This window comes from Nonomuraea roseola (assembly GCF_039535395.1).
Classification (GTDB): domain Bacteria; phylum Actinomycetota; class Actinomycetes; order Streptosporangiales; family Streptosporangiaceae; genus Nonomuraea; species Nonomuraea roseola.
In genome coordinates this window covers 116,747-141,156 of sequence record NZ_BAAAXC010000012.1, presented here as the reverse complement: position 1 = coordinate 141,156, position 24,410 = coordinate 116,747, and the positions used below count along the sequence as shown (strand labels likewise).

General features: G+C 70.4%; 28 protein-coding genes and 1 riboswitch. Of the genes, 18 read left to right on the top strand and 10 right to left on the bottom strand.

Features of this window, described 5'->3' with window-relative positions; genetic code table 11:
* Positions 1 to 12: 12 nt before the first annotated feature.
* The 6 genes from ABFX55_RS12770 (at position 13) to bldD (ending at position 6,412) form a co-directional block, all read left to right on the top strand.
* On the top strand, positions 13 to 1,242 hold the full coding sequence (locus ABFX55_RS12770; RefSeq protein WP_346120688.1) for an arginine deiminase: 1,230 nt from the start codon (positions 13 to 15) through the stop codon (positions 1,240 to 1,242).
* A gap of 2 nt (positions 1,243 to 1,244) precedes the next feature.
* On the top strand, positions 1,245 to 2,249 hold the full coding sequence (argF, locus tag ABFX55_RS12765; protein WP_346120686.1) for an ornithine carbamoyltransferase: 1,005 nt from the start codon (positions 1,245 to 1,247) through the stop codon (positions 2,247 to 2,249).
* Between the two features lie 150 nt (positions 2,250 to 2,399).
* Positions 2,400 to 3,335 (top strand): carbamate kinase, encoded by a 936-nt coding sequence (arcC, locus tag ABFX55_RS12760; RefSeq protein WP_346120684.1) that lies wholly within the window; start codon positions 2,400 to 2,402, stop codon positions 3,333 to 3,335.
* An 11-nt stretch (positions 3,336 to 3,346) separates the two neighbouring features.
* A complete protein-coding gene (locus ABFX55_RS12755; protein WP_346120682.1) occupies positions 3,347 to 4,771 on the top strand; it encodes an amino acid permease in 1,425 nt (474 codons plus the stop codon).
* Complete coding sequence (locus ABFX55_RS12750; RefSeq protein WP_346120680.1) at positions 4,768 to 5,652, top strand: universal stress protein; 885 nt, start codon at positions 4,768 to 4,770, stop codon at positions 5,650 to 5,652. Before ABFX55_RS12755 ends, ABFX55_RS12750 begins: the two co-directional genes overlap by 4 nt.
* 265 nt (positions 5,653 to 5,917) lie before the next feature.
* Positions 5,918 to 6,412 carry a transcriptional regulator BldD gene (bldD, locus tag ABFX55_RS12745; RefSeq protein ID WP_026214021.1) on the top strand — a complete coding sequence of 165 codons (495 nt, stop codon included), beginning with the start codon at positions 5,918 to 5,920 and terminating at the stop codon, positions 6,410 to 6,412.
* 154 nt (positions 6,413 to 6,566) lie between these two features.
* Here the strand turns inward: bldD and ABFX55_RS12740 are convergent, their stop codons facing one another.
* The gene (locus ABFX55_RS12740; RefSeq protein WP_346120678.1) at positions 6,567 to 7,349 is read right to left on the bottom strand and encodes an MBL fold metallo-hydrolase; all 783 of its coding nucleotides are present in this window, start codon (positions 7,347 to 7,349) and stop codon (positions 6,567 to 6,569) included.
* A gap of 83 nt (positions 7,350 to 7,432) precedes the next feature.
* On the opposite strand from ABFX55_RS12740, the gene ABFX55_RS12735 reads away from it, so the two are divergent.
* The gene (locus tag ABFX55_RS12735) at positions 7,433 to 7,831 is read left to right on the top strand and encodes a MerR family DNA-binding protein (RefSeq protein ID WP_346120677.1); all 399 of its coding nucleotides are present in this window, start codon (positions 7,433 to 7,435) and stop codon (positions 7,829 to 7,831) included.
* A gap of 62 nt (positions 7,832 to 7,893) precedes the next feature.
* Here ABFX55_RS12735 and ABFX55_RS12730 read toward each other — a convergent pair whose 3' ends face one another.
* A complete protein-coding gene (locus ABFX55_RS12730; RefSeq protein WP_346120675.1) occupies positions 7,894 to 8,346 on the bottom strand; it encodes a MarR family winged helix-turn-helix transcriptional regulator in 453 nt (150 codons plus the stop codon).
* Positions 8,347 to 8,436: 90 nt separating this feature from the next.
* On the opposite strand from ABFX55_RS12730, the gene ABFX55_RS12725 reads away from it, so the two are divergent.
* Together ABFX55_RS12725 and ABFX55_RS12720 are read left to right on the top strand one after the other, a co-directional pair.
* Positions 8,437 to 8,721, top strand: a complete 285-nt coding sequence (locus ABFX55_RS12725; protein WP_346120673.1) for an LLM class oxidoreductase — start codon at positions 8,437 to 8,439, stop codon at positions 8,719 to 8,721.
* 28 nt (positions 8,722 to 8,749) lie between these two features.
* Complete coding sequence (locus tag ABFX55_RS12720) at positions 8,750 to 9,133, top strand: LLM class flavin-dependent oxidoreductase (protein WP_346120671.1); 384 nt, start codon at positions 8,750 to 8,752, stop codon at positions 9,131 to 9,133.
* A gap of 36 nt (positions 9,134 to 9,169) precedes the next feature.
* Here ABFX55_RS12720 and ABFX55_RS12715 read toward each other — a convergent pair whose 3' ends face one another.
* The 3 genes from ABFX55_RS12715 to ABFX55_RS12705 all read right to left on the bottom strand — a co-directional run bounded on the left by ABFX55_RS12715 (position 9,170) and on the right by ABFX55_RS12705 (position 11,282).
* Positions 9,170 to 9,616, bottom strand: a complete 447-nt coding sequence (locus ABFX55_RS12715) for an SAV_6107 family HEPN domain-containing protein (RefSeq protein WP_183658939.1) — start codon at positions 9,614 to 9,616, stop codon at positions 9,170 to 9,172.
* 314 nt (positions 9,617 to 9,930) lie between these two features.
* Positions 9,931 to 10,122 (bottom strand): ferredoxin, encoded by a 192-nt coding sequence (locus ABFX55_RS12710; RefSeq protein WP_346120669.1) that lies wholly within the window; start codon positions 10,120 to 10,122, stop codon positions 9,931 to 9,933.
* The gene (locus ABFX55_RS12705) at positions 10,119 to 11,282 is read right to left on the bottom strand and encodes a cytochrome P450 (protein WP_346120667.1); all 1,164 of its coding nucleotides are present in this window, start codon (positions 11,280 to 11,282) and stop codon (positions 10,119 to 10,121) included. Before ABFX55_RS12705 ends, ABFX55_RS12710 begins: the two co-directional genes overlap by 4 nt.
* Positions 11,283 to 11,364: 82 nt before the next feature.
* Here ABFX55_RS12705 and ABFX55_RS12700 point away from each other — a divergent pair, with 82 nt between their 5' ends.
* Positions 11,365 to 11,979: a TetR/AcrR family transcriptional regulator gene (locus tag ABFX55_RS12700; protein WP_346120665.1), complete on the top strand. Its 615-nt coding sequence runs from the start codon at positions 11,365 to 11,367 to the stop codon at positions 11,977 to 11,979.
* 373 nt (positions 11,980 to 12,352) lie between these two features.
* Positions 12,353 to 13,336 carry an aldo/keto reductase gene (locus ABFX55_RS12695; RefSeq protein WP_346120663.1) on the top strand — a complete coding sequence of 328 codons (984 nt, stop codon included), beginning with the start codon at positions 12,353 to 12,355 and terminating at the stop codon, positions 13,334 to 13,336.
* Positions 13,337 to 13,519: 183 nt separating this feature from the next.
* Here the strand turns inward: ABFX55_RS12695 and ABFX55_RS12690 are convergent, their stop codons facing one another.
* Complete coding sequence (locus tag ABFX55_RS12690) at positions 13,520 to 14,347, bottom strand: L,D-transpeptidase family protein (protein WP_346120662.1); 828 nt, start codon at positions 14,345 to 14,347, stop codon at positions 13,520 to 13,522.
* A 98-nt stretch (positions 14,348 to 14,445) separates the two neighbouring features.
* Between ABFX55_RS12690 and ABFX55_RS12685 the strand changes: the two genes are divergently transcribed.
* Together ABFX55_RS12685 and ABFX55_RS12680 are read left to right on the top strand one after the other, a co-directional pair.
* Complete coding sequence (locus tag ABFX55_RS12685; RefSeq protein ID WP_346120660.1) at positions 14,446 to 14,922, top strand: YbaK/EbsC family protein; 477 nt, start codon at positions 14,446 to 14,448, stop codon at positions 14,920 to 14,922.
* Positions 14,919 to 15,464: a GNAT family N-acetyltransferase gene (locus tag ABFX55_RS12680; protein ID WP_346120658.1), complete on the top strand. Its 546-nt coding sequence runs from the start codon at positions 14,919 to 14,921 to the stop codon at positions 15,462 to 15,464. The genes ABFX55_RS12685 and ABFX55_RS12680 overlap by 4 nt, the downstream gene beginning before the upstream one ends.
* Positions 15,465 to 15,573: 109 nt before the next feature.
* Here ABFX55_RS12680 and metF read toward each other — a convergent pair whose 3' ends face one another.
* A complete protein-coding gene (gene metF / locus ABFX55_RS12675; RefSeq protein WP_346120656.1) occupies positions 15,574 to 16,494 on the bottom strand; it encodes a methylenetetrahydrofolate reductase [NAD(P)H] in 921 nt (306 codons plus the stop codon).
* 99 nt (positions 16,495 to 16,593) lie between these two features.
* Here metF and ABFX55_RS12670 point away from each other — a divergent pair, with 99 nt between their 5' ends.
* Entirely contained in the window at positions 16,594 to 17,640 is a 1,047-nt protein-coding gene (locus ABFX55_RS12670) for a polyprenyl synthetase family protein (RefSeq protein ID WP_346120654.1), read from the top strand.
* A gap of 161 nt (positions 17,641 to 17,801) precedes the next feature.
* Here the strand turns inward: ABFX55_RS12670 and thiE are convergent, their stop codons facing one another.
* Genes thiE through ABFX55_RS12655 form a run of 3 tightly spaced genes read right to left on the bottom strand, consistent with a single transcriptional unit; the run spans position 17,802 to position 19,995 of the window.
* The gene (gene thiE / locus ABFX55_RS12665) at positions 17,802 to 18,437 is read right to left on the bottom strand and encodes a thiamine phosphate synthase (RefSeq protein ID WP_346120652.1); all 636 of its coding nucleotides are present in this window, start codon (positions 18,435 to 18,437) and stop codon (positions 17,802 to 17,804) included.
* Positions 18,415 to 18,789, bottom strand: a complete 375-nt coding sequence (locus ABFX55_RS12660) for an Rv2175c family DNA-binding protein (protein ID WP_183658916.1) — start codon at positions 18,787 to 18,789, stop codon at positions 18,415 to 18,417. Before ABFX55_RS12660 ends, thiE begins: the two co-directional genes overlap by 23 nt.
* A 30-nt stretch (positions 18,790 to 18,819) precedes the next feature.
* Entirely contained in the window at positions 18,820 to 19,995 is a 1,176-nt protein-coding gene (locus ABFX55_RS12655; protein ID WP_346120650.1) for an NAD(P)/FAD-dependent oxidoreductase, read from the bottom strand.
* A 57-nt stretch (positions 19,996 to 20,052) separates the two neighbouring features.
* Positions 20,053 to 20,167, top strand: a riboswitch (TPP riboswitch).
* On the opposite strand from ABFX55_RS12655, the gene thiO reads away from it, so the two are divergent.
* The 4 genes from thiO to pknB all read left to right on the top strand — a co-directional run bounded on the left by thiO (position 20,156) and on the right by pknB (position 24,295).
* Positions 20,156 to 21,211 (top strand): glycine oxidase ThiO, encoded by a 1,056-nt coding sequence (thiO, locus tag ABFX55_RS12650; RefSeq protein WP_346120648.1) that lies wholly within the window; start codon positions 20,156 to 20,158, stop codon positions 21,209 to 21,211. (Overlaps the previous riboswitch by 12 nt.)
* 14 nt (positions 21,212 to 21,225) lie before the next feature.
* Positions 21,226 to 21,426: a sulfur carrier protein ThiS gene (gene thiS, locus ABFX55_RS12645; protein WP_183658910.1), complete on the top strand. Its 201-nt coding sequence runs from the start codon at positions 21,226 to 21,228 to the stop codon at positions 21,424 to 21,426.
* Complete coding sequence (locus ABFX55_RS12640; RefSeq protein WP_346120646.1) at positions 21,419 to 22,174, top strand: thiazole synthase; 756 nt, start codon at positions 21,419 to 21,421, stop codon at positions 22,172 to 22,174. Before thiS ends, ABFX55_RS12640 begins: the two co-directional genes overlap by 8 nt.
* Positions 22,175 to 22,372: 198 nt before the next feature.
* A complete protein-coding gene (gene pknB, locus ABFX55_RS12635) occupies positions 22,373 to 24,295 on the top strand; it encodes a Stk1 family PASTA domain-containing Ser/Thr kinase (RefSeq protein WP_346120645.1) in 1,923 nt (640 codons plus the stop codon).
* The last annotated feature ends 115 nt before the right edge of the window (positions 24,296 to 24,410 follow it).

Sequence of the window (24,410 nt, the reverse complement as noted above, 5' to 3'; positions counted from 1 at the left end):
GGAAGACTGGTTATGACCTTTCATGTCGATTCCGAAGTGGGCAAGCTCTCCAAGGTCCTGCTGCACAAGCCCGAACTGGCGCTGAAGCGGCTCACGCCGACGAACAAGGACGACTTCCTCTTCGACGACGTGCTGTGGGTGCAGCGCGCGGTGGAGGAGCACGAGGAGTGGCAGCAGACCCTCAGGGACCGGGGCATCACCGTCTACATGCTGGCCGACCTGCTGCGTGAGACGCTCGACATCCCCGAGGCGCGCAAGCACATCCTCGACCACGTCGTCGACGAGCGCTGGCACGGCCCGCTGGCCACCGACGCCGTCCGCAACACGCTCGACGCGCTCCCTTCCAGGGACCTGCAGCAGTTCCTCACCGGCGGCATCACCAAGGCCGAGATCATGGAGCGGGGCGCCGACCCCAAGAGCGTCGCCTTCCACGTGCTCGACGACCACGACTTCGTCCTGCCGCCGCTGCCCAACCACCTGTTCACCCGCGACACCTCCTGCTGGATCTACGGCGGGGTGTCCATCAACGCGATGAAGAAGAAGGCCAGGCAGGCCGAGACGGTCAACTTCGAGGCGATCTACACCTACCACCCGATGTTCGCGGCCGAGGCCGGCAGATTCGAGGTGTGGCTGCCCGGCACCAAGGTCGCGCCCGCCACCATGGAGGGCGGCGACGTCCTGGTCATCGGGCGCGGCTCGGTGCTGATCGGGATGAGCGAGCGCACCCAGCCGCAGGCGGTGGAGATGCTCGCGCGCAACCTGTTCGCCAAGGGCGCGGCCAAGAAGATCGTGGCGCTCAACATGCCGAAGGCGCGCGCCTTCATGCACCTCGACACCGTCATGACCATGGTCGACGTCGGCGTGTTCACCAAGTACGCGGGCCTCGGCATGCTGCCCTCGTACACCATCGAGCCAGGTGACAACGAGAAGGAGCTCAAGGTCACCGACCACCCCGCCGAGGACATGCACAAGGCGATCGCCAGGTCACTCGACCTCGACGACATCAAGGTGCTGACCGCCACGCAGGACGTCTACGCCGCCGAGCGGGAGCAGTGGGACGACGGCTGCAACGTGCTGGCCGTCGAGCCCGGCGTCGTCGTCGCCTACGAGCGCAACACCACCACGAACAACTTCCTGCGCGACAACGGCATCGAGGTCATCACCATCCGCGGCAGCGAGCTCGGCCGCGGCAGGGGCGGCCCTCGCTGCATGAGCTGCCCGTTCGAGAGAGAGGGCATCTGAGCATGGGCTTCAACCTCCGCAACAGGAGCTTCCTGAAGGAGCTCGACTTCACGCCCGAGGAGTTCGCCTTCCTGCTCAAGCTGTCGGCCGACCTCAAGCAGGCCAAGTACGCCGGCGTCGAGCGGCAGCGGCTCAAGGGCAAGAACATCGCGCTCATCTTCGAGAAGACCTCCACGCGCACCCGCTGCGCCTTCGAGGTGGCCGCCCACGACCAGGGCGCGCACGTCACCTACCTCGACCCGAGCGGCTCACAGATGGGCCACAAGGAGTCGGTCAAGGACACCGCGCGCGTGCTCGGCAGGATGTTCGACGGCATCGAGTACCGCGGCTCCAAGCAGGAGTACGTCGAGGAGCTGGCCGCCTACTCGGGCGTGCCGGTGTGGAACGGCCTGACCGACGAGTGGCACCCGACCCAGATGCTCGCCGACATGCTCACCATGCAGGAGCACAGCGACAAGCCGCTGCACGAGATCTCCTTCGCCTACCTCGGCGACGCCCGCAACAACATGGGCAACTCACTGCTGGTCACGGGGGCGATGTTCGGCATGGACGTACGCCTGGTGGCGCCCAAGGCGCTGCAGCCCGACCCCAAGCTGGTCGTCAAGCCCGCCAAGGACCTGGCCAAGCAGACCGGCGCGACGGTGACGATCACCGACGACGTGGGCAAGGGGGTCAGGGGCGTCGACTACCTCTACACCGACGTGTGGGTGTCGATGGGCGAGCCGAAGGAGGTCTGGGACGAGCGGATCAGGCTGCTGAAGCCGTACCAGATCAACGACAAGGTCGTGAAGGCGACGGGGAACGCCAAGGTCAAGGTGATGCACTGCCTGCCCGCCTTCCACAACAGGGAGACGAAGGTCGGCGAGGACATCTACGAGAAGACCGGGCTGGACGCGCTGGAGATCACCGAGAGCGTCTTCGAGTCGCCACGCTCCATCGTCTTCGACGAGGCCGAGAACCGCCTGCACACCATCAAGGCCATCATGGTCGCAACCCTCGGAGACTGACATGCGCACATTCCGCGCCCTCCGGGCGAACACCAACAAGGCACCTGCACACTTCGCAACCCCCCGGAGACTGACATGCGCACATTCCGCGCCCTCCGGGCGAACACCATCAAGGCACCTGCACACTTCGCAACCCCCGGAGACTGAGCGATGCGGGTACTGGTCGCCCTCGGGGGAAACGCGCTCATGAAGCGCGGCGAGAAGCCGGACGCCGACACGCAGCGGGCGAACGTGGCCGTGGCGCTCAAGACGCTGTCGAAGGTCGCCGAGCGGCACGAGCTGATCATCACGCACGGGAACGGCCCGCAAGTGGGCGTGCTGGCGCTGGAGAGCACGTCGGACCCCAACCTGACCAAGCCCTACCCGTTCGACACCCTGGTCGCCGAGACGCAGGGCATGATCGGCTACTGGATGCTGCAGGCGCTGCAGAACGCTCTGCCGGGCCGTCAGGTGATCTCGATCATCTCCCAGACCCTGGTGTCGGCGGTCGACCCCGCCTTCGACGACCCGACCAAGTTCGTCGGCGAGGTCTACGACGAGGAGGAGGCGCGGAAGCTGGCCGAGGAGTACGGCTGGACGATCAAGCCCGACGGCCAGTACTGGCGCCGCGTCGTCCCCTCGCCCAAGCCGCAGCGCGTCGTCGAGACCAGGCTGATCCGCAAGCTGGTGCGTGACGGCGTCACGGTGGTGTGCGCGGGAGGCGGCGGCATCCCCGTCATCCGCGACGAGAACGGCCGGCTGTCGGGCGTGGAGGCCGTCATCGACAAGGACCTGACCGGCTCGTTGCTGGCCGAGTCGCTGGAGTGCGACGCGTTCCTGATCCTGACCGACGTCCCGCGCGTCATGAGGGACTTCGGCACGCCCCGGCAGAGCGAGATCAGTCACACCACTCCGCACGAACTGCGCTCGATCGACTTCCCCGCGGGCTCCATGGGGCCGAAGGTGGAGGCGGTCTGCAGGTTCGTGGAGACCACGGGCGACATGGCCGCGATCGGCAAGCTCGACGAGGCCATGTCGATCCTGGAGGGCACGGCGGGGACGATCATCACTCCGAACGCCACCTGGCCGTTGTCCAGCACCCTGTAAGGAGGCTCCGCGTGGCGCTCGTCGAACGGCTGTTCCGCACCAAGCCCACCGACCAGATCGTGGCGGAGGGCGGACACGGAGAGGGCGGCGAACTGCGCCGCACCATGTCCCTGTGGCAGCTGACGCTGTTCAGCGTCGGCGCCACGCTGGGCACGGGGATCTTCGTCATCCTCGGCCAGGCCGTCCCGAAGGCGGGGCCCGCGGTCGTGCTGGCCTTCGTGCTGGCCGCCATCACCGCGCTGTTCTCCGCGCTGTCCTACGCCGAGCTTGCGGGGACGATCCCGGTGTCCGGCTCGTCCTACTCCTACGCCTACGCCACGCTCGGCGAGATCGTCGCGTGGGTGTGCGGGTGGTGCCTCATGCTGGAGTACGCGGTCTCGGTGGCGGCCGTCGCCGTGGGCTGGGGCGAGTACCTCAACACCTTCCTCCAGGGCGCCTTCGGCTGGACGCTGCCTGCGGCGATCACCCACTCCCCCGGCGACCAGGGCGGCGTGGTCAACCTGACCGCCATCCTGATCGTGGTGCTGGCCACCTGGCTGCTGCTGCGCGGCACCTCGGAGTCGGCCACGGCCAACTCGATCTTCGTGCTGATCAAGGTCGCGGTGCTCGCCTTCTTCTGCGTGGTGGCCTTCACCGCCTTCGAGTCGGGCAACTTCGCCGACTTCGCTCCCATGGGCGCCGCCGGCATCACCGCCGCCGCCGCCCAGGTCTTCTTCTCCTACATCGGCTTCGACGCCGCGTCCACGGCGGGCGAGGAGGCCAAGAACCCGAGGCGCGACCTGCCGCTGGCGATCATCCTCTCGCTCGCCATCGTCACGGTGATCTACGTCCTGGTCGCGCTGGCGGCGATCGGCGCCATGCCGTGGACCGACTTCGACCCCGACTCCACCGAGGCCAGCCTCGCGCTCATCGTCGACCTGGCCACCGGCGCCACCTGGGCCGGGCTCATCGTCTCCTTCGGCGCGGTCATCGCGATCGCCAGCGTGGTCATCACGGTCCTGTACGGCCAGACCCGCATCCTGTTCGCGATGTCGCGCGACGGGCTGATCCCCAAGGTCTTCCAGAAGGTCAACCCGCACCGCCAGGTGCCGGTCGCCAACACGCTCATCGTGTGCGTGTTCGTCGCCGTGCTGGCCGGGCTCGTACCGCTCGGGCAGCTGGCCGAGGCCACCAGCATCGGCACGCTGTTCGCCTTCACCATCGTCAACATCGGGGTGCTCGTGCTCCGCCGTACCAGGCCCGACCTGCCGCGCACCTTCCGCACGCCGCTGTTCCCTGTCACACCGATCCTTGGCGTGATCTTCTGTGTGCTCCTCATGTACGAGCTGGCCTGGGTCACCTGGGTGGCCTTCCTGCTGTGGACCGCCGTGGGCCTGGTGGCCTACTTCCTGTACGGCTTCGGCCACTCGCGCCTCAACGAAGGGAGCGTCCGATGAAGATCGAGCATGTCCTCGCCGGCTTTCTGCCCGACTCCCGCGGCCATGACGGGCTGGCGCTCGCCGTCCTGCTGGCACGCCAGGCGGAGGCGAAGCTGACGGTCGCGACCATCCAGCCCCCTCCGTGGGCCTCGCCCGGCCCCGGCAGGGCCGACGAGAGCGCGTGGCGGGCCTATCTCAAGGAGCAGGCCACCGTGGGGTTCGACCAGGCGCGCCGGGTGGCGGGCGAGCAGGCGGACTACATCACCCGCTTCAACAGGGGCAGCGGACGCGGTCTCGTGGAGCTGGCCCGCACCTCCGACGTCGACGCCGTGGTGATCGGCTCGGGCCCGCGCGGGTCGAAGGGGCGCATCTCGCTGGGCAGCACGGCCGACCAGTTGCTGCACGCCTCACCCGTGCCGGTGCTGCTGACGCCCAAGGGCTACGCCGAGGACCTGCCCTCGCGCGTCGACAGGCTGACCGTCGCCTACCGGCGAGGGCCCGGCTGCGACTCCGCGGTCAGCGTCGCTGCCGGCGTGGCCTCCGTGCTGGACGTGCCGCTGCGCCTGGTCACGCTGGTGGTGGGCGCGAACAGGGCCAGGATCGAGCAGCAGATGCTCGGGAACCTGCGCGAGCAGGCCACGGCCGACCTCGAACGGGCCGTCGAGGGCCGCCGCCGCGAGGTCGAGGTGGAGACGCTCGAGGGCAGGAACGTCACGGCCGCGTTGGCGGAGACCGAATGGCGGCAGGGCGAACTGATCATCCTCGCCTCCAGCGAGTCGGGGCCGCTGCGGCGGGTCTTCCTCGGCGACACATCGGTCAAGATCATACGGGCGGCGCCGCGTCCGGTGTTCGTCCTCACCCGAGAGCCGTTCGGCTCTCGGCAAACACTGACGAAGTAGTGTTACTCACGGGACAACAGTGACGTTTGAGGCGGACCCCCCCGGACCGGATTCGGCATCTTTTTTCCAATCAGCTTGACCTTCGGCTCCCACAGCTTTACCGTCACTGTCCGTAACCACACCTCGCGGCGTTCTGGGGTAAAACCCCAAAGCCACGGCTACCGAAGGTGCCCGTTCGGGCGTCAACCCCCCGGTGGTCCAGGCACAAGCCGCAAGGGAGCACAATCTACTGAGAGCTGTACATAACGAGCCGGGGGGCCACACGATGCCGTCTGAGTACGCCAAGTCGCTGGGTGCACGACTCCGCGCCATCCGCACCCAGCAGGGGCTGTCCCTGCACGGAGTCGAAGAGAAGTCGCGCGGACGCTGGAAGGCGGTCGTCGTGGGTTCCTACGAACGCGGCGACAGAGCGGTCACGGTGCAGAAGCTTGCCGAGCTTGCCGACTTCTACGGCGTGCCGGTCTCCGAACTGCTGCCCGGCGGCGCGGCGCCCAGCCCGCTCGGGCCGACGCCGAAGCTTGTGATCGACCTTGAGCGCCTGGCGACGCTGCCCAAGGAGAAGGCCGGGGCGCTGGCGCGCTACGCGGCCACCATCCAGAGCCAGCGTGGCGACTACAACGGCAAGGTGCTGTCCATCCGCCAGGAGGACCTGCGCTCGCTTGCCGTCATCTACGACAAGTCGCCCAGTGAGCTGACCGAGGAGCTGATCAGCTGGGGCGTGCTCGACGCGGAGGCCCGCCGCGCCGTCGAGTCCTTCTGACCCCTCACGCCCGGACGAAGGGGCGCCTCCGGAACCTCCGGGGCGCCCCTTCGCCGTCCCCCGCCCTTCACCGTCCACCCCGCGTCGCAGGGGCCCCTGTCGAGGGCCTGCCCCAGAGTTCAGGCCCGTGCCTGGTTCAGTCCTGCCCCGGGGCTCAGGCCCGCTGAGTGAATCGGGCGAACTCCCACGGGTCGTGCGCGGAGAAGACGCTCACCTCGTCCGCGTGCTCGCTCGCCAGCTCCCGCAGCCTGCCCTGGTTGGCGATGCGCAGCTCGGCGTCCACCTGCGAGTCGAGCTGCACGATGTCCAGCAGCGGGTGCGACTCGGGGCCGCCCGCGTCCAGTTCCCGGTGGTAGAAGTAGGCGTCGCCCGCGTGCACGAGCCACTCCTTCCCCGCCCGTACGGCGACCGCCGCGTGGCCGACCGTGTGCCCGCCCAGCGGCACCAGCAGGAACTCCTCAGGTAGCCCGCGCAGCGCCTGGACGCCCGCGAAGCCGTACCACTCCTGGCCATGGCCCGTGCCGTACGTCTCCCAGCGCGGCCCGTGCGCCCAGTGCGCGGGACGGTAGCGGCGGCTCGGCCCCTCGGCCATCGCCGCCTCGTACTCCGCCGCCATGACGTGCACCCGCGCCTCGGGGAAGTCGGGAAGCCCGCCCGCGTGATCGACGTCGAGATGGGTCAGCACGATGTGCCGGACGTCGGCGGGGTCGTAGCCCAGCTCGGCCACCCGGCTCAGCGCGGTCTCGCCCCTGTCGAGCCGCGGCGAGACCAGCTCCACCCACTCGGGGTCGAGGACCTCTCCTGGCCTGTCCACGGAGTCGAGGCCCAGACCGCTCTCGACCAGCACCAGCCCGTGCGCGTCGGTCTCGACCAGCAGCGCGTGGCACACAGCGGCCGCGGACTCGAGGCCTTCGTAGGTGGGGTCGAGGACGCGCATGGACCCCAGGTTCAAATGGTGAACTCTTGTCATGCGCCCTACACTGCTACTTGAAGCGCGGTTCAAGTCAAGGAGGCTCCCAGATGCTGCTCGACATCGGCGAGGTGGCGCAGCGGTCCGGGCTGGCCGCCTCCGCGCTGCGGTTCTACGAGCGCAAGGGGTTGATCAGCGCCGTCGGCCGCAACGGGATCAGAAGGGCCTACGAGCCTGAGACGCTCAGCCGCCTGGCGCTGATCGCCTGCGCCAGGAGCGCGGGGTTCACCCTGACCGAGATCGCCACCCTGCTGCACGCCAGGCCGTCCGACGAGGCGCTGCGCGAGCGCGTGGCGCAGAAGGCCGACGAGCTCGACGGGCGCATCGCCCAGCTGACCCGCATGCGCGACAGCCTGCGCCACGCGGCCTCCTGCACCCATGACCCGCTCGTGTCCTGCCCCGAGTTCAAACAGGTCGTGCGCGGCGAGACACCCGACCCCGCGACCTGACCTCTTCGGAAGCCTTTCCGTTCGAGCCCCCTGCGCCCCTCCTGCCTGATCGCCCTCCGGCGTCAGGCTTCCGGGGCAGCGTCCTCAGGGGCCGTCGCGAGGGCCCGCAGGGCGCGGGTCAGACTCCGCGCGCCCTCCTCCCCCAGTGGGGCCAGGAAGCGCCGCTCCAGCTCGTCGCGCGCCCTCTCAGCCTTCTCCAGCCGGTCGCGCCCCTCGTCGGTGAGCTCCACGATGTTCTTGCGGCGGTCCTCGGAGCTGCGGCGGCGCGCGACGAGCCCCTTGGCCTCCAGCGTGTCGAGGATCGCCACCATCGAGGTGCGGTCGACGCCGAGCCGTCCGGCCGCCTCCAGTTGCGAGAGCGGGTACGCGGCCGACAGGACGGCCAGCACGGCCAGCTCCCTGCCGTCGATGCCGTACGGCTCGAGCGCCGCCGCCGACTCCTCGGCGAAACGCAGGTAGGCGTGCTTGAGCAGGTAGCCCAGACGCTCGCCCAGTGGCTCCGAAGACTGCTCCATACCGTTACCGTATCGTAGACTGATCGTCAGCTTGCTAAATCATCAGTCGCGCTGATTATATGTGCCCGAAGGCGAAAGAGGAGATCAGCCATGCGGGTGCGTTTCGGCATCAAGACCACTCCGATGCACGTCGACTACGCAGACATCCTCCGCGTCTGGAAGGAGGCCGACGCGATCGAGGAGATCGAGGACGCCTGGCTCTGGGACCACCTCCTGCCACTGGCGGGGCCCAGGAACGGGCCCGTCCACGAGGGCTGGACACTGCTGAGCGCTCTGGCCGCCCAGACCCGGCGGCTGCGCCTCGGGCTGCTCGTGACCGGCAACAGGATCCGCGAGCCGCCGTCCTCGGGAAGATCGCCACCACCGTGGACGTGATCGCGGAGGGGCGGCTCTGCGCGGGACCGTGAACTCCCCCAAACCCGCGCAGCGGCCCGGTCCGCCGATCCTGATCGGCGGATGGGGCGACAGGATGCTCAGGCTGGTGGCCGAGCAGGCCGACATCTGGAACGTCCCAGGGCCGCCGCACAACTCGGTCGAGTGGATCGCCGAGCGAGGCAAGGTGCTGGACGATCACTGCGCGGCGATCGGACGCGATCCGCGCGAGATCGTCAGGTCGGTCCAGACGATCGTGTCGTACGACGACGCCGCGCGGTGCCGGGAGACGGTGTGGCAGTTGGTGGAGGCGGGGATGACGCACATCGTGCTGAGCCTGCCCACGCCGTACCCGGAGGGCGTGGCCCGCCGGCTCACCGACGAGATCATCGCCCCGGTGCGGGCGGAGCTCTGAACGCCGGCCTCCTCGGTGGGTCCGGCGGGTGCGGGGTCAGCCGGCGAGGGGGATGGTGACCGGCAGCACGGGCTGGCCGGGGACGCCGAGGATCTGCTCGACCGTGGAGACGAATGTCTCGGCCTCGGCCAGCAGCTCGTCGGCGTCGGCGAGGGTCACGCCGCGCACCATGCCGGCCTCGGCCGCGGCACGCTTGGCGGCGCTGATCGAGAAGTAGCCTGCCCACTCGGCGAGCTCGGGCTCGGCCTCGGGCAGCAGCTCCCACGCGCTGCGCAGGCGGCGCCTGCGGCCCTCCATCGGACGGGGACGGGCGGCGAGGATCGCCGCCGCCGCACGCAGTGCCGCCAGGTGGGCGGCCACATATCGGGACGCGGGGGTGCGGGCCGTCGCGGCCTCGGCCAGGCAGCCGCGTGAATCGGTGAGATGTGCCCTGACCGCAGGCGACAGCCTGGGCCCGTGCGTGTCACTGAGCCGTGTCGTCATGCCAGCCTCCTTTGAGGGGTCTTGGCGGCTCCCGGCGTTCGCGCCGATGAAGTCAACAGTTGCAGACCCCACCGACATTTCCGCCGGGCGGCCGGACGAGGAGCTTCCCCTCTCCCCGTCCGGCCAGGGCACGCCCACTCGTCTCCGCCGACGACGAGGACGAGCCCTTCGCCCGGGGACCCGACCGCGGGCTCCGCCTGGGGGTGGCGACGCCCGCGACCAGGTCCTTCGACGTGAGCCGCGAGCCTCACGTCGTCATCGAACATAATTTCGATGACGGAGGATGTCAACCGATTCCGCGAACACAGGTTCGATCAAAGAGCCGCCAGCGCGCCCGAGGGACAGAGGGTGAGCGCCCGCCTGACCGACTGCTCCAGACCCGCGGGCACCTCGCTCCTGAGCACCACGACCACGCCCTCCTCCTCGCTCTGGTCGAACACGGCCGGCACGGTCAGCGCGCACATGCCGGCCCCGACGCACACCCCCGTGTCGGCCGTGACCCTCACCAGGTCACCCGCAGGCTGTGCACGCCGTAGATGCTCATGTCCGCCCGCATCGGCACCTCCTCGGCGGGGACCGCCAGCCGCAGCGAGGGGAAGCGTCGCAGCAGCGCGGGGTAGGCGACCCGCATCTCGATCCTGGCCAGCTGCTGGCCGAGGCACTGATGGATCCCGTGGCCGAAGGACAGGTGGCTGCCCGCGGGCTGCCGTACGTCCAGCGCGGAGGGGTCGGCGAAGCGGGAGGGGTCGCGGTTGGCGGCCGGGATGGACAGCGCGACGCACTCCCCTGCCCTGATGGTCGTGCCCTCGATGACGACGTCCTCGACGGCGGTCCTCGTGGGGCCGACATGGATGATCGACAGGTAACGGAGCAGCTCCTCCACCGCGTTGTCGATCACGGTGGGGTCGTCGCGGACGAGCGCGAGCTGCTCGGGGTGCTCCAGCAGCGCGAACGTGCCGAGCGCGAGCATGTTGGCGGTCGTCTCGTGCCCTGCCACCAGCAGCAGGAAGCCCATGCCCGCGATCTCGTCGTCCTCCAGCTCTCCGCCTCCGATCAGCGCGGTGAGCAGGTCGTTGCCGGGCTCGACGCGCTTGCGGGCGATGAGCGTGTAGAAGTACTTGATCAAATCGTTGATCGCCGACTCCATCTCTCCAGGAGAGCTGTCCAGGCGCAGCAGCCTGGCCGACTCGTTCTGGAAGTTCTCCCTGTCCTCGTACGGCACGCCGAGCAGCTCGCAGATGACCAGCGAAGGGATCGGCAGCGCGAAGTCGCGTACCAGGTCGGCGGGCGGCCCCGCGCGCTCCATGTCGTCGAGGCAGCTCGCGGCGATCTCCTCGATGCGCGGCTGGAGCTGGTTCATCCTGCGCACGGTGAAGTGCCCGGTGAGCAGCCGCCGGTAGCGCGTGTGATCGGGCGCGTCCATGCGGAGGAAGAACCCCGGCGGCACGCGCCCCTTCGGCAGGTGCCTGGAGGCGACGAGCGGATGCTGGCGATCCGGCTCGGCGCTGAACCTCGGATCGGCCAGCACGGCACGGCCGGCCGCGTGCCCGCGCACCAGCCAGCCGACGTGCCCGTCGGCGAACGTCAGCGGCCGCACGGGCGCCGGATCGCCGAACAACTCGTCCGGCGGATCGAGCCTGCGCTGCCGGCTCATCGGGTAGGTCATACCGCACTCCTTCGTGAGATCGACTCCCTCCCAGAAAACATCATCGGATGCAAAGTTTCAATCAGTGCAGTATCTTGGTTGCATGAAGGTCGAAACGGGACTTCGAGCGCGTAAGAAGGCCCGCACCAGACGCGCGCTGGTGGAGGGCGCGATGCGGCTGTTCACGCAGAAGGGCTACGAGCAGACCACGCTGGCCGAGATCGCCGCCTCGGCGGACGTCTCGACGCGCACGTTCTTCAGCTACTTCGCGGGCAAGGAGGACGTGGTCTTCTTCGACGCCGAGGACCGCCTGCGCGAGGCCCTGGCCATGATCGGCGGACGACTGCCGGGCGAGTCGGTCGCCGCCCTGCTGGCCCGGGTGGTGGAGGCGGGCGCACGGTGGGAGGACGACCTCACGGGCAGGCTCGCCACCGAGCGCTTCCACCTGATGATGGCCGTGCCCGTGCTCCAGGCGAGAGCGCTCCACCTGCTGTTCGACAGCCAGCGGCGGCTTGCCGAGGCGCTGTGCTCGGCCTACCCCGACGAGGTGGATCCCGTGACGGCCGCGGCCGCCGTCGGCTCCTTGGTGGGAGCGGCGAAGCTGGCGGCCGTCATGAGCCTGACGAGGGGCGAGACTCACGAGCAGGCGTGGACGGCGGCGCGCAGGGCGGCGGAGATCGCCGCGGGAGGTCTCCAGTCGCTCGGCCGCACGCCCTGACAGACCGGCCAGAAGCCCCCAGGGCTTCCTGGAGCTCCTGATACGGCCCCCGGCCACTTGGAATGACCGGGCCGCCCGGTGAGTGCCCTGCGTGGACGTGAAGGCCCACTGGACCCACGACAGCGGCCGGCGCGACCGCCCACGGCCTCCCTCGGGAGAAGGGCGGCCTCGTGAAAGCCGAAGAAGTCACGGTGCGCGACGACGCGAGGTGGTCAGGCCGGTCCAGACGCCCGCCGAGCCCCCAGATCTCGACAGGGGCACAGGCCCCCATGCCGCCGATCGTGATCCTCTACCTCGTGGTGTAAGACACCTTTGTCCGCGATGTCACCCCTGACCCGCATCGCGGAAGGCAACCGACCCGGATAGGAACGATGTGAACCACGATCGCCAGCCGTACCGCAGATGTGGCCGCAGCGGGCTGCTGCTGCCCGCGATCTCCCTCGGGCTGTGGCACAACTTCGGCGACGGCAGAACTCTGGAGAGCCAGCGGGAGATCCTGCACAAGGCGCTCGACCTCGGCATCACCCACTTCGACCTGGCCGACCGCTACGGCCCGCCGTTCGGCGCGGCCGAGCACACCTTCGGCGCGGTCTACCGGCGCGACCTGCGCCCGCTGCGCGACCACATCGTGGTCACGACCAAGGGCAGCAACCCCATGTGGGACGGCCCGTACGGCAAGGGCAACTCCCGCAAGCACCTGCTGGCCACGCTCGACCGCTCCCTCGACAGGCTCGGCCTCGACTTCGTCGACATCTTCTACCTGCACAGGCAGGACCCCGAGACACCGCTGGAGGAGCAGGCGGCCACGCTCGACCACATGGTCCGCACCGGCAGGACGCTCTACGTCGGCGTCTCCAACTTCAGCCCCGAGGCCACGACCGAGATCGCCGCCCTGCTGCGCGGGATGGGCACGCCGCTCCTGGTCCACCAGCCCCGCTACTCGATGATCAGGCGCGGCATCGAGGCGGAGCTGCTGCCCGTGCTGGAGCGCGAAGGGGTCGGCTGCGTCGTCTACTCGCCGCTGGCGCAGGGCCTGCTGACCGACCGCTACCTCGACGGCATCCCCGACGACTCGCGCGCCGCCGAGGGCCGCTTCCTCGGCAGGAGCGACGTCACGCCCGAGGTGGTCGGCTTCGTCCGCGCGATCGGCTCCATCGCCGCCGAGCGGGGGCAGACGGTGGCGCAGATGTCGCTGGCATGGGCGCTGCGCGATCCGCGCGTGACCTCGGTGCTGGTGGGCGCCTCCAGCGCCGCCCAGCTGGAGTCGAACGTCGCGGCCGTCGACAGGCTCGACTTCACCGAGGACGAGCTGGCCGCGCTCGACCGGGCCGCGAAGGAGGCGAACGTCCTCGCGTAGGAGCACCGGCCTGCTCCACCCAGACGGGCGCTCGCAGGGCCTTGCCCTTCGGGCGCCCGCCGGTGCGCTCGATCGTGGCCGGCGCCCGCACGCCCTGCCAGGTCACGTCCGGCCCCGCCGGCTTCCACCCTCACATGGCGGCGGGGCGCCCGAGGCGTGATGGCGTGGCCTGGAGTGCCGGCCTCATCGCTGGAAGCGGCCGCGGACGTGCACGGGAACCCCCTTGCCGAGGAGCCCGGGGAGCACCCCCGCCACGTTCATCGGCAGCCGCACGCACCCGTGCGAGGCGGGGTACAGCGGCACCGACAGCGCGCCGTGGAAGGCGATGCCGCCGTTGAAGAAGATCGGGTTGTAGAGCTGGCCCAGGTAGGACCTGTGCCAGCCGGAGGCGCGCCAGGTCGTCTTGAAGTTGCCCGTCGGCGTGGTCGCCGAGCCGCAGAAGCGCTGCGACTTGCCCTGCCACACGGCCGTCTCGCAGTACGGCACGCCGCTGCCCGAGGAGATGTGGGTGATGAGCTTCACCTGGCCGTCGACGTAGAGGACCATGACCTGCTTGGCCAGGTTGACCTCCGCCCTGGTGGGCTTTCCGCCGGGAACCAGGATCTTCGGGCTCTTCGGGCTCTCCAGCGCCGCCCACGTCCGCTTGCCGACGGTGCTGCTCGGCCTGATGCCGTTGACCTTCTGGAAGGCCCACACCGCGGCGAGCGTGCTGCCGCCGTACCTGCCGTCGACCCTGCCTGGCAGGTAACGCAGGTCCTTGAGGCGCTGCTGGAGCCACTTGACCGCCGAGCCCTTGGAGCCGAGCTTGAGCGGCTTGTCAGGCGCGGTGACCGCGCCCGCCTTCACCGCCGCGCCCGCCTTCACCGCCGGGCCGGCCTGCACGGGCGCGACCTGCGTGGCCCCCGCCACGGGTCGCACTTCCACGGCGGCGGCCGCCGAGGCGCCCGCTGAGAGAATGACGGTCCCAGCCGTCATGAGCGCGGCCAGACCGAGCTGACGTCGTGCCCACATGCCAACCATCCCCTCATATCATTAACAATTGAATCAACGGACCCTAGCGCACCACCATGCGTCGGCAATCCGTTGGTCAATCTGTTTAGAGTGGGCGCATGCCCGAAAAGTTGCACCCCAACGCCGTCCGCGTGGCATCGGCCCTGCGTGAGCTGGGTGCCACAGGTGAGATCGTGGTCCTGCCCGACTCGGCGCGCACCGCCGCCGAGGCGGCCGCCGCGGTGGGCGTGGACGTCGGCGCCATCGTCAAGAGCATGCTCTTCGACGCCGACGGCGCTCCCCTGCTGGTGCTGACCAGCGGCGCGCACAACGTGGACGTGAACCTGATCGCCCGCACGGTCGGCGCCGAGAAGGTGCGCAGGGCCGCGCCCGAGTTCGTCCGCGCGGCCACGGGGCAGCCCATCGGCGGCGTCGGCCCCGTCGGCCACCCCGCGCCCATCCGCACGCTGGTCGACAGCTGGCTGGGCAAGCACGAGGCGATCTGGGCCGCGGGCGGCCACCCGCACGCGGTCTTCCCGACCACCTTCGACGAACTGCTGCGCATCACCGGCGGCACGGTGGTCGAGGTCGAGTGATCGAGATCCGCGGCACGGGACCTGCGGAGTTCACCGACCGTCTCGAGACGGTGATGAGCATCTACACCGCCGCCATGCACCCTCCTGCGGAGCAGATCACCGGGCGGCAGGCGATCATGCGTGGGCACGGCGCCCACCCTGACTTCCGCTGCCTGTTCGCCGAGCTGCCCGACGGCAGGACGGCGGGCTTCGCCTACGGCTTCCACGGCCTGCCGGGACAGTGGTGGCACGACGTGGTCTACCAGGCGCTCCAGGAGAGGTCGGGCACGGAGGTGGCCGAGGCGTGGCTGGGCGACTCACTGGAGCTGGCCGAGGTCCACGTGCACCCCGACTACCAGGGCAAGGGCATCGGCAGGGCGCTGGTCCACGCACTGTGCGAGGGACGTCCCGAGCGCTCGGCGGTGCTGTCGACCCACGACCACCCGACCGCGGCCCGCCACCTCTACCGCAGCCTCGGCTTCACCGACCTGCTCACGCAGTTCGTCTTCCCCGGCGGCTACGAGCACTACGCCATCGCGGGCGCGGTCCTGCCGCTCCGCTGAGCGCCGTACGGCACGCCTGCCAGGGCCTGCCGGGGGGCGTGCGTCCCGTACGGGACGCACGCCGGGGTCTGCCGGCGGGCGGACGTGCCGTACGGGACGCTCTCGCGGGTCAGGCGGTCAGCGCGGCGGGGTGCAGGAGCTGGAAGACCTCGCGCGTCGCGCTGGAGCGGTTGAAGGTGATGAAGTGGATGCCGGGCGCGCCTTCGTCGAGCAGCCGCTGGCACAGCTCGGCGCCGTGGTCGATGCCCAGGCGGCGCACCGCGGCGGGGTCGTCGGCGACGGCCTCGAAGCGGGCGGCGACGTCGGGAGGGAACGGCGCCCCCGACAGCTGCTCCGACCTGGCGATCGTGCTCATCCTGGTGACCGGCATGATGCACGGGATGATCGGCGTCTCGCAGCCCTGGGCCGCCACCCTGTCGCGCAGGCGGAGGTAGTCGTCGGCCTGGAAGAACATCTGGGTGATCGCGTAGTCGGCGCCCGCCCTGCACTTCCTGACGAAGTAGTCGGTGTCGGCCTCGATGGAGGGCGAGCGCGGGTGCTTGTAGGGGAAGGCGGCGACGCCGACGCAGAAGTCGCCCGCCTGCCTGATCAGCTTGACCAGGTCCTCGGCGTAGAGGACGCCCTCGGGGTGCTTGACCCACTCGCCGTTGGGGTCGCCGGGCGGGTCGCCGCGCACGGCCAGGATGTTGCGCACGCCCGCGTCGGCGAAGCGGCCGACCAGGTGGCGCAGCTCGCGGATGGAGTGGTTGACCGCGGTGAAGTGGGCCACGGGCGTGAGCGTGGTCTCGTGCGCGATCCGCTCGACGATGTCGACGGTGCGGTCACGGGTGGATCCGCCCGCACCGTAGGTGACGGAGACGAAGGTCGGGCGCAGCGCCTCGAGCTCCCTGATGGATCGCCAGAGCTGGCGCTCACCCTCCTCGTTCTTCGGAGGGAAGAACTCGAAGGAGAAGGAGCGGCCGCCGGAGGCGAGCAGATCGCGGACGGTGGGGACGCGATCGGGAAGGACGGAGGGTCGACCCAGAGCCATAATCCAAGGCTACCGGTACGAAGGCGGGCGGTGCGGCCACGTCCATATGACGGAGCCGGGAGATCGAAACCCCAGCTACAGCCCGTTACTCTCATTGACATGAGCATGGACACCCTCCGCACCGAGGTGGATCGGTCCCTCGGGGAGTTCCTCGACCGGCAACGCCCCATCGTCAACGGCCCGGATCTCGCACCGTTGCTCAACGCGGCCGGAGAACTGCTCTCGGGTGGCAAGCGACTGCGTCCCGCCTTCTGCTACTGGGGCTGGCGAGCGGCGGGAGGCGGCGACGAGCCCGGCATCTTCGTGGCCGCGGCCTCGCTCGAGCTGCTGCAGGCCAGCGCGCTGGTGCACGACGACGTGATGGACAAGAGCGACCTGCGCAGGGGCATGCCCTCCGCGCACCGCCGCTTCCAGCGCCTGCACGAGAAGAGCGACTGGTACGGCTCGGCCGAGCAGTTCGGCGAGGGCGCCGCGGTCCTGCTGGGCAACCTGCTGCTGATCTGGTCCGGTGAGATGTGGCGCTCGAGCGGCCTGCCGAACCTGGAGGCCACCCAGCCCTTCCACGACCACATGCGCACCGAGCTGATGTGCGGGCAGTACCTCGACCTGCTGGAGCAGGCGCACGGCGAGAACACCTTCGAGTCCGCGCTGCGGGTGGCGCTCTACAAGAGCGGCAAGTACTCCGTGGAGCAGCCCCTCAGGCTCGGCCTCACGCTGGCCGCCGGCGGCGGCGCGCCGTGGATCGAGGAGTTGTGCGTCGAGTACGGCAACCGCGTCGGCATCGCCTTCCAGCTGCGCGACGACATCCTCGGGGTGTTCGGCGACCCGGTGGAGACCGGCAAGCCCGCGGGCGACGACCTGCGCGAGGGCAAGCGCACGATGCTCATCGCCCGCACCCTGGCCGCGGCCACCCCCGAGGACGCGGCGACCGTGCGGCGGCTGCTCGGCGACCCCGACCTCGACGCGGAGGGGGTGGACAAGCTGCGCGGCGTCATCGAGGCGAGCGGCGCGCTGGACGAGTGCGAGGAGATGATCGCCAGGTATCTGGAGGAGTCGCTCGCCTCGCTGGACGACGCGCCGATCACCACCGAGGCGCGCTCCGCGCTGGCCGACCTCGCGGTGGCCGCCACCTCCCGCAAGACCTGACCCGCGGCTGAGTCCTCGGCCCCTCCCCTGGACACGACCGCCCGCCCGGGCCCCTCCCCCGGACGCGGCTCGCACGCGGGTCGGCGGCGCATGCCCCGGCCGTGAGTCCTCCGGCCGCCCACGCGTGATCGCCGGCGCGGCCCGCACGCCCGTGACGGGCGTCAGCCGGCCAGGCGCTTGGCGAACTCCGCCGCCGCCGCGCCTGGATCCTCCGCCTCGGTGATCGCCCTGACGACCACGACGCGGCTCACGCCGTACGACCTGACCTCGTCGAGGTTGTCGAGGTCGATGCCGCCGATGCCGAACCACGGCCTGGCCTCTCCGAGCCCCGCCGCGTGCCTGAGCAGGTCGGGGCCCGGCGCGTGCCGTCCCGGCTTGGTCGGGGTCGGCCAGATCGGGCCGCAGCAGAAGTAGTCGACGCCCTCCTCCACGGCGGCCGCCGAGGCCTCCGCCGCCGAGTGGGTGGACCTGCCGATGAGGATGTCGTCGCCGAGTATCTCTCGCGCGACGCGCACAGGCAGGTCGTCCTGGCCGAGGTGGAGCACGTCGGGACGGGCCGCGAAGGCGAGGTCCGCCCTGTCGTTGACCGCCAGCAGCGCGCCGTGGCGGTCGCAGGCGTCGCGGAAGACCTCGAGCAGCGCGAGCTCCTCGCGCGCCTCCAGGCCCTTCTCCCTCAGCTGGACGATGTCGACGCCGTTGCTGAGCACCGCGTCGAGGAAGTCGGCCAGGTCACCCCTGGCACGACGGCCGTCGGTGCAGAGGTAGAGGCGGGCCTCAGAAACCGAGCGCTTGGGCACGCCGCTTGACCTCGGTGTGGCGACCTGCCTTGATCGCGTCGATGGGCGAGCCCGGCAGGGACTCGTCAGGAGTGAACAGCCAGCGCAACGACTCGACGTCGTCGTAGCCGGCGTCGAGCAGGAGCGTGAGCGTGCCCGGCAGGCCCTTCACGACGTCCTTGCCCTCGAGGAAGGCCGCGGGCACCTGCGGGCCCCCGCCGCCTCGCCGTACGCCGACGAGCTTGCGGTCCTTGAGGAGCTGCTTGGCCCTGCCGATCGTCAGGTCGAGGCGCTCGGCCACCTGGGGGAGAGTGAGCCACTCGCCGACGAGCTGGTCGGTCTCCCGATCTATCTGTGCAACAGAAAGCGTCACGAATCCACCACTACCACATCGCGTCCTTGCTCAAACAACACAATCACGGAGAGCCACCTCGGGATCGGCCAGGCGCCCTGGGTCCAGCCGCTGGCCGGCCTCGATGAGCCTACGGCCCTGGACGAGGTCTCGAGGCCTGTTGACGGTCAGCACGGCGGCCAGCCTGTCGTCGTCGTGCAGCCAGCAGACCGACCACCTGCTCACGGGAGCCGCGGCCGACGGGTCGCCACGGCGCACCAGGCGGGCCCCGGGGTGGTGACCCGCGTACTGCACCATGTGGCCGAACTGCTCCGACCAGAAGTACGGAACGGGATCGTACACGGACTCGTCGCCCAGCAGGCTGGCCACGGCGACCTCGGGGGCGTTGAGCGCGGTGTCCCAGTGCTCCACGCGCAGCCTGGTGTGGAAGCGGCGCGACCACCAGGCCGCGCAGTCGCCGACGGCGACGACGTTCGGCAGGGAGGCGCGCAGGTGCTCGTCGGTGACCACGCCGTTGTGCAGGTCGATGTCGGAGCCGGCCAGCCACTCGACCGTGGGCCGCACGCCGATGCCGGTCACCACCACGTCGGCCTCCAGGCTCCCGCCGCCGACCAGGCTCACCCCGCCTGGGTCCACGGAGCCGACCATGGTGTTCAGCCGCAGGTCGATGCCGTCGTACCAGGGGATCGTGCGCGCGCCCACCTCGGCGCCGACCACGTGCGCGAGCGGAGCGGGGCCCGCCTCGAGCACCGTGACCGCGCAGCCCGCCTTCATGGCGGCCGTGGCCACCTCCGCGCCGATCCAGCCCGCGCCGATGATCACCACCCTGGCCCCCTGGACGAGCTCGGCGCGCAGGGCCAGCGCGTCGTCGAGGGTGCGCAGGACGCGCTGGCGGCCCTCGCCAGGCAGCCTGATCGGCTCCGCGCCGGTGGCGATCACCAGGCCGTCGTAGGCCATCTCGCCCTCGGTGGTCTCCACCACGCCCTCGGCCAGGCCCTTGGCCGACACCCCTGCCCTGTGCTCCACCCCCATGCCCTCGAGGTCGGAGTCGACGAAGCTGGAGTCGGCGTCACCCAGCAACACCGCCTTCGACAGGGGTGGCCGGTCGTAGGGCCGGTGCCGCTCCTCCCCCAGCAACGTGATCGTGCCGCCGAATCCGCGCGCCCTGAGAGCTTCGGCGCTGCGTACCCCAGCCAGTCCCGCACCTACCACCACGACATGATTCACGGTCAAGACCATAACCAATGGTTCAAGGGGGACGTCGTGCGTGAGTAGGCTGGTCGGTGGAAGACGCGCGGGAGTCCGGCCACACCGGGCTGAGAGGAAGGCTTGACGGGCCTTCGACCGCAAGACACCTGATCCGGATCATGCCGGCGAAGGGAGCGAGATGAACCTGATCGTGGGCGGCGGCGTGGTGGGCCTGTCCATCGCCTGGCGCCTGGCCCGCGCGGGCCAGGACGTCACGGTGATCGACCCGGCCCCCGCCTCCGGCGCCTCCCATGCGGCCGCGGGCATGCTGGCCCCCGTCAGCGAGGTCGCCTACACCGAGGAGCCGCTGCTCAGGCTGGGCCTGGCCGCACTGGAGCGCTGGCCTGCCTTCGCCGCCGAGTTGGAGGCCGACAGCGGCCTTTCCGTCGACTACCGCGCCCACGGCACGCTCGACGTGGCCTTCGGCGCCGACGACCTGGCGGCGCTCGAGGAGCTCGCGGCCTTCATGGACAAGCTGGGGCTGCCCGTCGAGCGGCTGACGGGGCGCGAGTGCCGCCGCCTGGAGCCGATGCTCTCGCCGTCCGTGCGGGGTGGGGTGCTGGCGGGCGGCGACGCGTGGGTGGATCCCCGCCGCGTCACCGCGGCGCTGCTGGCCGCGCTGGAGACGATGAGGGTCCCCGTCGTCCTGCGCCGCGCCACCGACCTGCTCGACGGCGCGGTACGGCTGGCCGACGGCGAGATCCTGACCGGCGAGCGCGTCGTCCTGGCGGCGGGGGCGTGGAGCGGTGAGCTCGCCGACGTGCCCGTGCGCCCGGTGAAGGGCCAGATCATGCGCCTGCGCTCCCCCCACCCGCTGCTCGGCAGGTGCGTGCGCGGCATGGTGCACGGCTCGCCCGTGTACCTAGTCCCGCGCGGCGACGGCGAGGTGGTGGTCGGCGCGACCCAGGAGGAACTGGGCTTCGACACCAGGGTGACGGCGGGCGGCCTGTACGAGCTGCTGCGCGACGCCAGGGAGCTGGTGCCGGGCGTCACCGAGCTGGAGCTGGCCGACGTGGTGGCGGGCCTGCGCCCCTGCACCCCCGACAACCTGCCGCTGGTCGGCACGGTGCGTCAGGGGCTCGCGCTGGCGACCGGACACCACAGGGGCGGAGTCCTGCTGGCTCCGCTCACCACCGCCCTGCTCCAGGGCGAGGAGCCCGAACTGGCCGCCCTGTGCTCGCCACAGCGGTTCTAGACAAGGAAGTGCTGATGGAAGTGACGATCAACGGGGCCGCGCACGAGGTGCCCGACGGCACCACGGTGGCGCAGGCCGTCCAGCGGCTGACCGAGCAGACGACGGGTGTGGCCGTCGCGGTCAACGACGAGGTGGTCACCAGGGGCACGTGGGCGACCACGGCGCTGGCCGACCGCGACAGGATCGAGATTCTCACGGCGGTGCAGGGTGGATGAACTGATCATCGCGGGAGAGAAGTTCTCCTCGCGGCTCATCATGGGCACAGGGGGCGCACCCTCGCTGGAGGTGCTCGACCAGGCGCTGGCCGCCTCGGGCACCGAGCTGACCACGGTGGCGATGCGCCGTCTCGACCCCGCTGCTCGCGGCAGCGTGCTCGACGTGCTGCGCGAGCGGCGGATCAAGGTGCTGCCCAACACCGCGGGCTGCTTCACCGCGGGCGAGGCGGTGCTGACCGCCAGGCTGGCCCGTGAGGCGCTCGGCACCGCATGGGTGAAGCTCGAGGTCATCAACGACGAGCGGACCCTGCTGCCCGACCCGATCGAGACCTTCGACGCGGCCGAGCGGCTGGTCGCCGAGGGGTTCGTGGTCCTGCCGTACATCGGCGACGACCCGGCGCTGGCACGCCGCCTGGAGCAGACCGGGTGCGCGGCGGTGATGCCGCTCGGCGCGCCGATCGGCTCGGGCCTCGGCATCCGCAACCCGCACAACATCGAGCTGATCGTGGAGTCGGCCTCGGTGCCGGTGATCCTCGACGCCGGCATCGGCACCGCGAGCGACGCGGCGCTGGCGATGGAGCTGGGGTGCGACGCCGTCCTGCTGGCCACGGCGGTGACCAGGGCGCAGCGTCCCGACCTGATGGCCTCGGCGATGCGCCTCGCGGTCCAGGCGGGACGGCTGGCGCGCCAGGCGGGCCGCATCCCCAGGCGGCGCTACGCGGAGGCCTCCTCGCCGATGACCCCGTGACACCCCCCGCACACCATGAGAGTCTTTTCCCCGCCTTGGTGAGCGCGGGCCTGAAGTGGCCGTGGTTCACGTCGAGACCTTCTGGGGCGCCGGCGCGCTTGCCGAGCGGGGGCCGCCCTTCAAGATCATGGAACAAACGGGCATCGGTTTCGGATTGTGCGGCCCTGCCGGTGGCAAATCGCCCGTAAACTCGGCCAGGTGGACACGACGATTGCGGACCCCCTGGTCGGGAGACTCCTCGACGGGCGCTATCGCATCGAGTCCCGGATCGCCCGGGGCGGGATGGCGACGGTCTACCTGGCACTCGACATCAGGCTCGACCGCACGGTCGCGCTCAAGGTGATGCACCGCTCCCTCGCCGAGGATCCCGCGTTCGTGCGCAGGTTCATCGGCGAGGCGAAGTCGGTGGCCAGCCTGTCACACCCCAACGTGGTGCACGTCTTCGACCAGGGCACCGACGGCGACGTGGTGTACCTGTCGATGGAGTACGTACCGGGCAAGACGCTGCGCGACGTGCTGCGCGCGCGGGGCAGGCTGCCCGCCCGCGAGGCTCTCGAGATCATGATCCCGGTGCTGGCCGCGCTCGGCGCCGCCCACCAGCAGGGCATGGTCCACCGCGACATGAAGCCCGAGAACGTCCTGCTGACCGACGACGGCAGGGTCAAGGTCGTCGACTTCGGCCTGGCCAGGGCGATCGAGGCGACCAACCAGACCCGCACCGGCGTGATGATCGGCACGATCGGCTACATGTCGCCCGAGCAGGTCATGACCGGCGGCGCCGACGTGCGCAGCGACGTCTACGCCGCGGGCATCATGCTGTTCGAGCTGGTCACAGGGCAGCAGCCGTACGACGGCGAGACGCCGATGTCGGTCGCCTACCGGCACGTCCACGACACGGTGCCGCCGCCCTCGTCGCTGGTGGACGCCCCACCGCTCATCGACACGCTGGTGGCGCAGGCCACCGCCCGTGAGCCCGACGACCGTCCTGCCGACGCCACGGCGATGCTGGTGGCCGCGGTCGACGCGCACAGGATGCTGCCGAGGGAGTCGAGCCCGCCCTACACCACGGGCCAGCACCACGCCCCTTCGGGCGAGCATCCGCGCTCACGCGTCGCGCCGGCCAACCCGACGCTGATCGCGCCGCGCACCGAGGTGCTGACCGCTCCCGCGGGTCCGGGTGAGCCGCCCGCGCGCAGGCGCGGCTTCAGGCCCAACTGGTTCCTGGTGACGCTGGCCGCACTGATGGTGGTGGCGGTCGGCCTGACCGGCTGGTACTTCTCGCAGACCCAGTACGTCCTGGTGCCCGAGCTGGTCGGCAAGAACGTCGCGAGCGCCAAGAGCGAGGCGGCCAAGATCGGGCTCGTCGTGAAGGTGACCGAGGGCCAGTACGACGAGAAGGTCGGGCAGGGCAAGGTGCTGAGCACCGACCCCGTGGGCCGGAGCGAGGTGGAGGCGGGCGCGACGATCACGATCGTGCCCTCGCTGGGCGCCAAGCGGGTGACGGTCCCCAACATCGAGGGCCTCGACCAGAACGACGCGGCGATCAAGCTGTCGGAGGCGGGCCTCGAGCTGGGCAAGGTGAGCAAGGTCGCCAACCCGAAGGTGCCGCGCGGCCTCGTGACGCAGACCAGGCCGAGCATCGGCGACAAGGTCAAGGAGGGCACCAGCGTCAACCTGGTGCTGAGCGCGGGCCTGGTGATGCCCGACGTCAACGGCATGTCCAAGGACGAGGCCGCGCAGTTCCTGACCGAGCAGGGCTTCCAGGTGCAGGTCAACGAGGTCGACGACGACGCCGAGCCGTGCACGGTCATCGCGCAGAATCCCAGGGCCAGGGCCGAGGTCGATCCGGGGACGATGACCAGCATCACGGTCTCGCGCTGTGGCGGCGGCTGGGAGGACTGGTTCGGCAGGAACAACGGCCAGGACGCCAACGACCAGGACGACTTCAGGATCGTCCCGAACGTGGTGTTCAAGAGCGTGCAGGACGCCACGACCGAGCTGCAGCAGCAGGGCTACAAGGTGAAGGTGCGCAACATCTCGAACGGGGCGCAGGTTCGTTTCCAGAGCCCGCGTGGCGGCGAGGAGCGGCCCGCGAACACCATGGTGACGATCTGGCGCTGACCGCCCGGAACGTGACAGCGCCCGGCGCGGTAGTACGGATGTGAGACTCTTCCTGGCGGTCGCGGCCCTGCTGGCCGCCTCAGCCTGCGCCTCGGCGGAACCTGCCACCGCACCC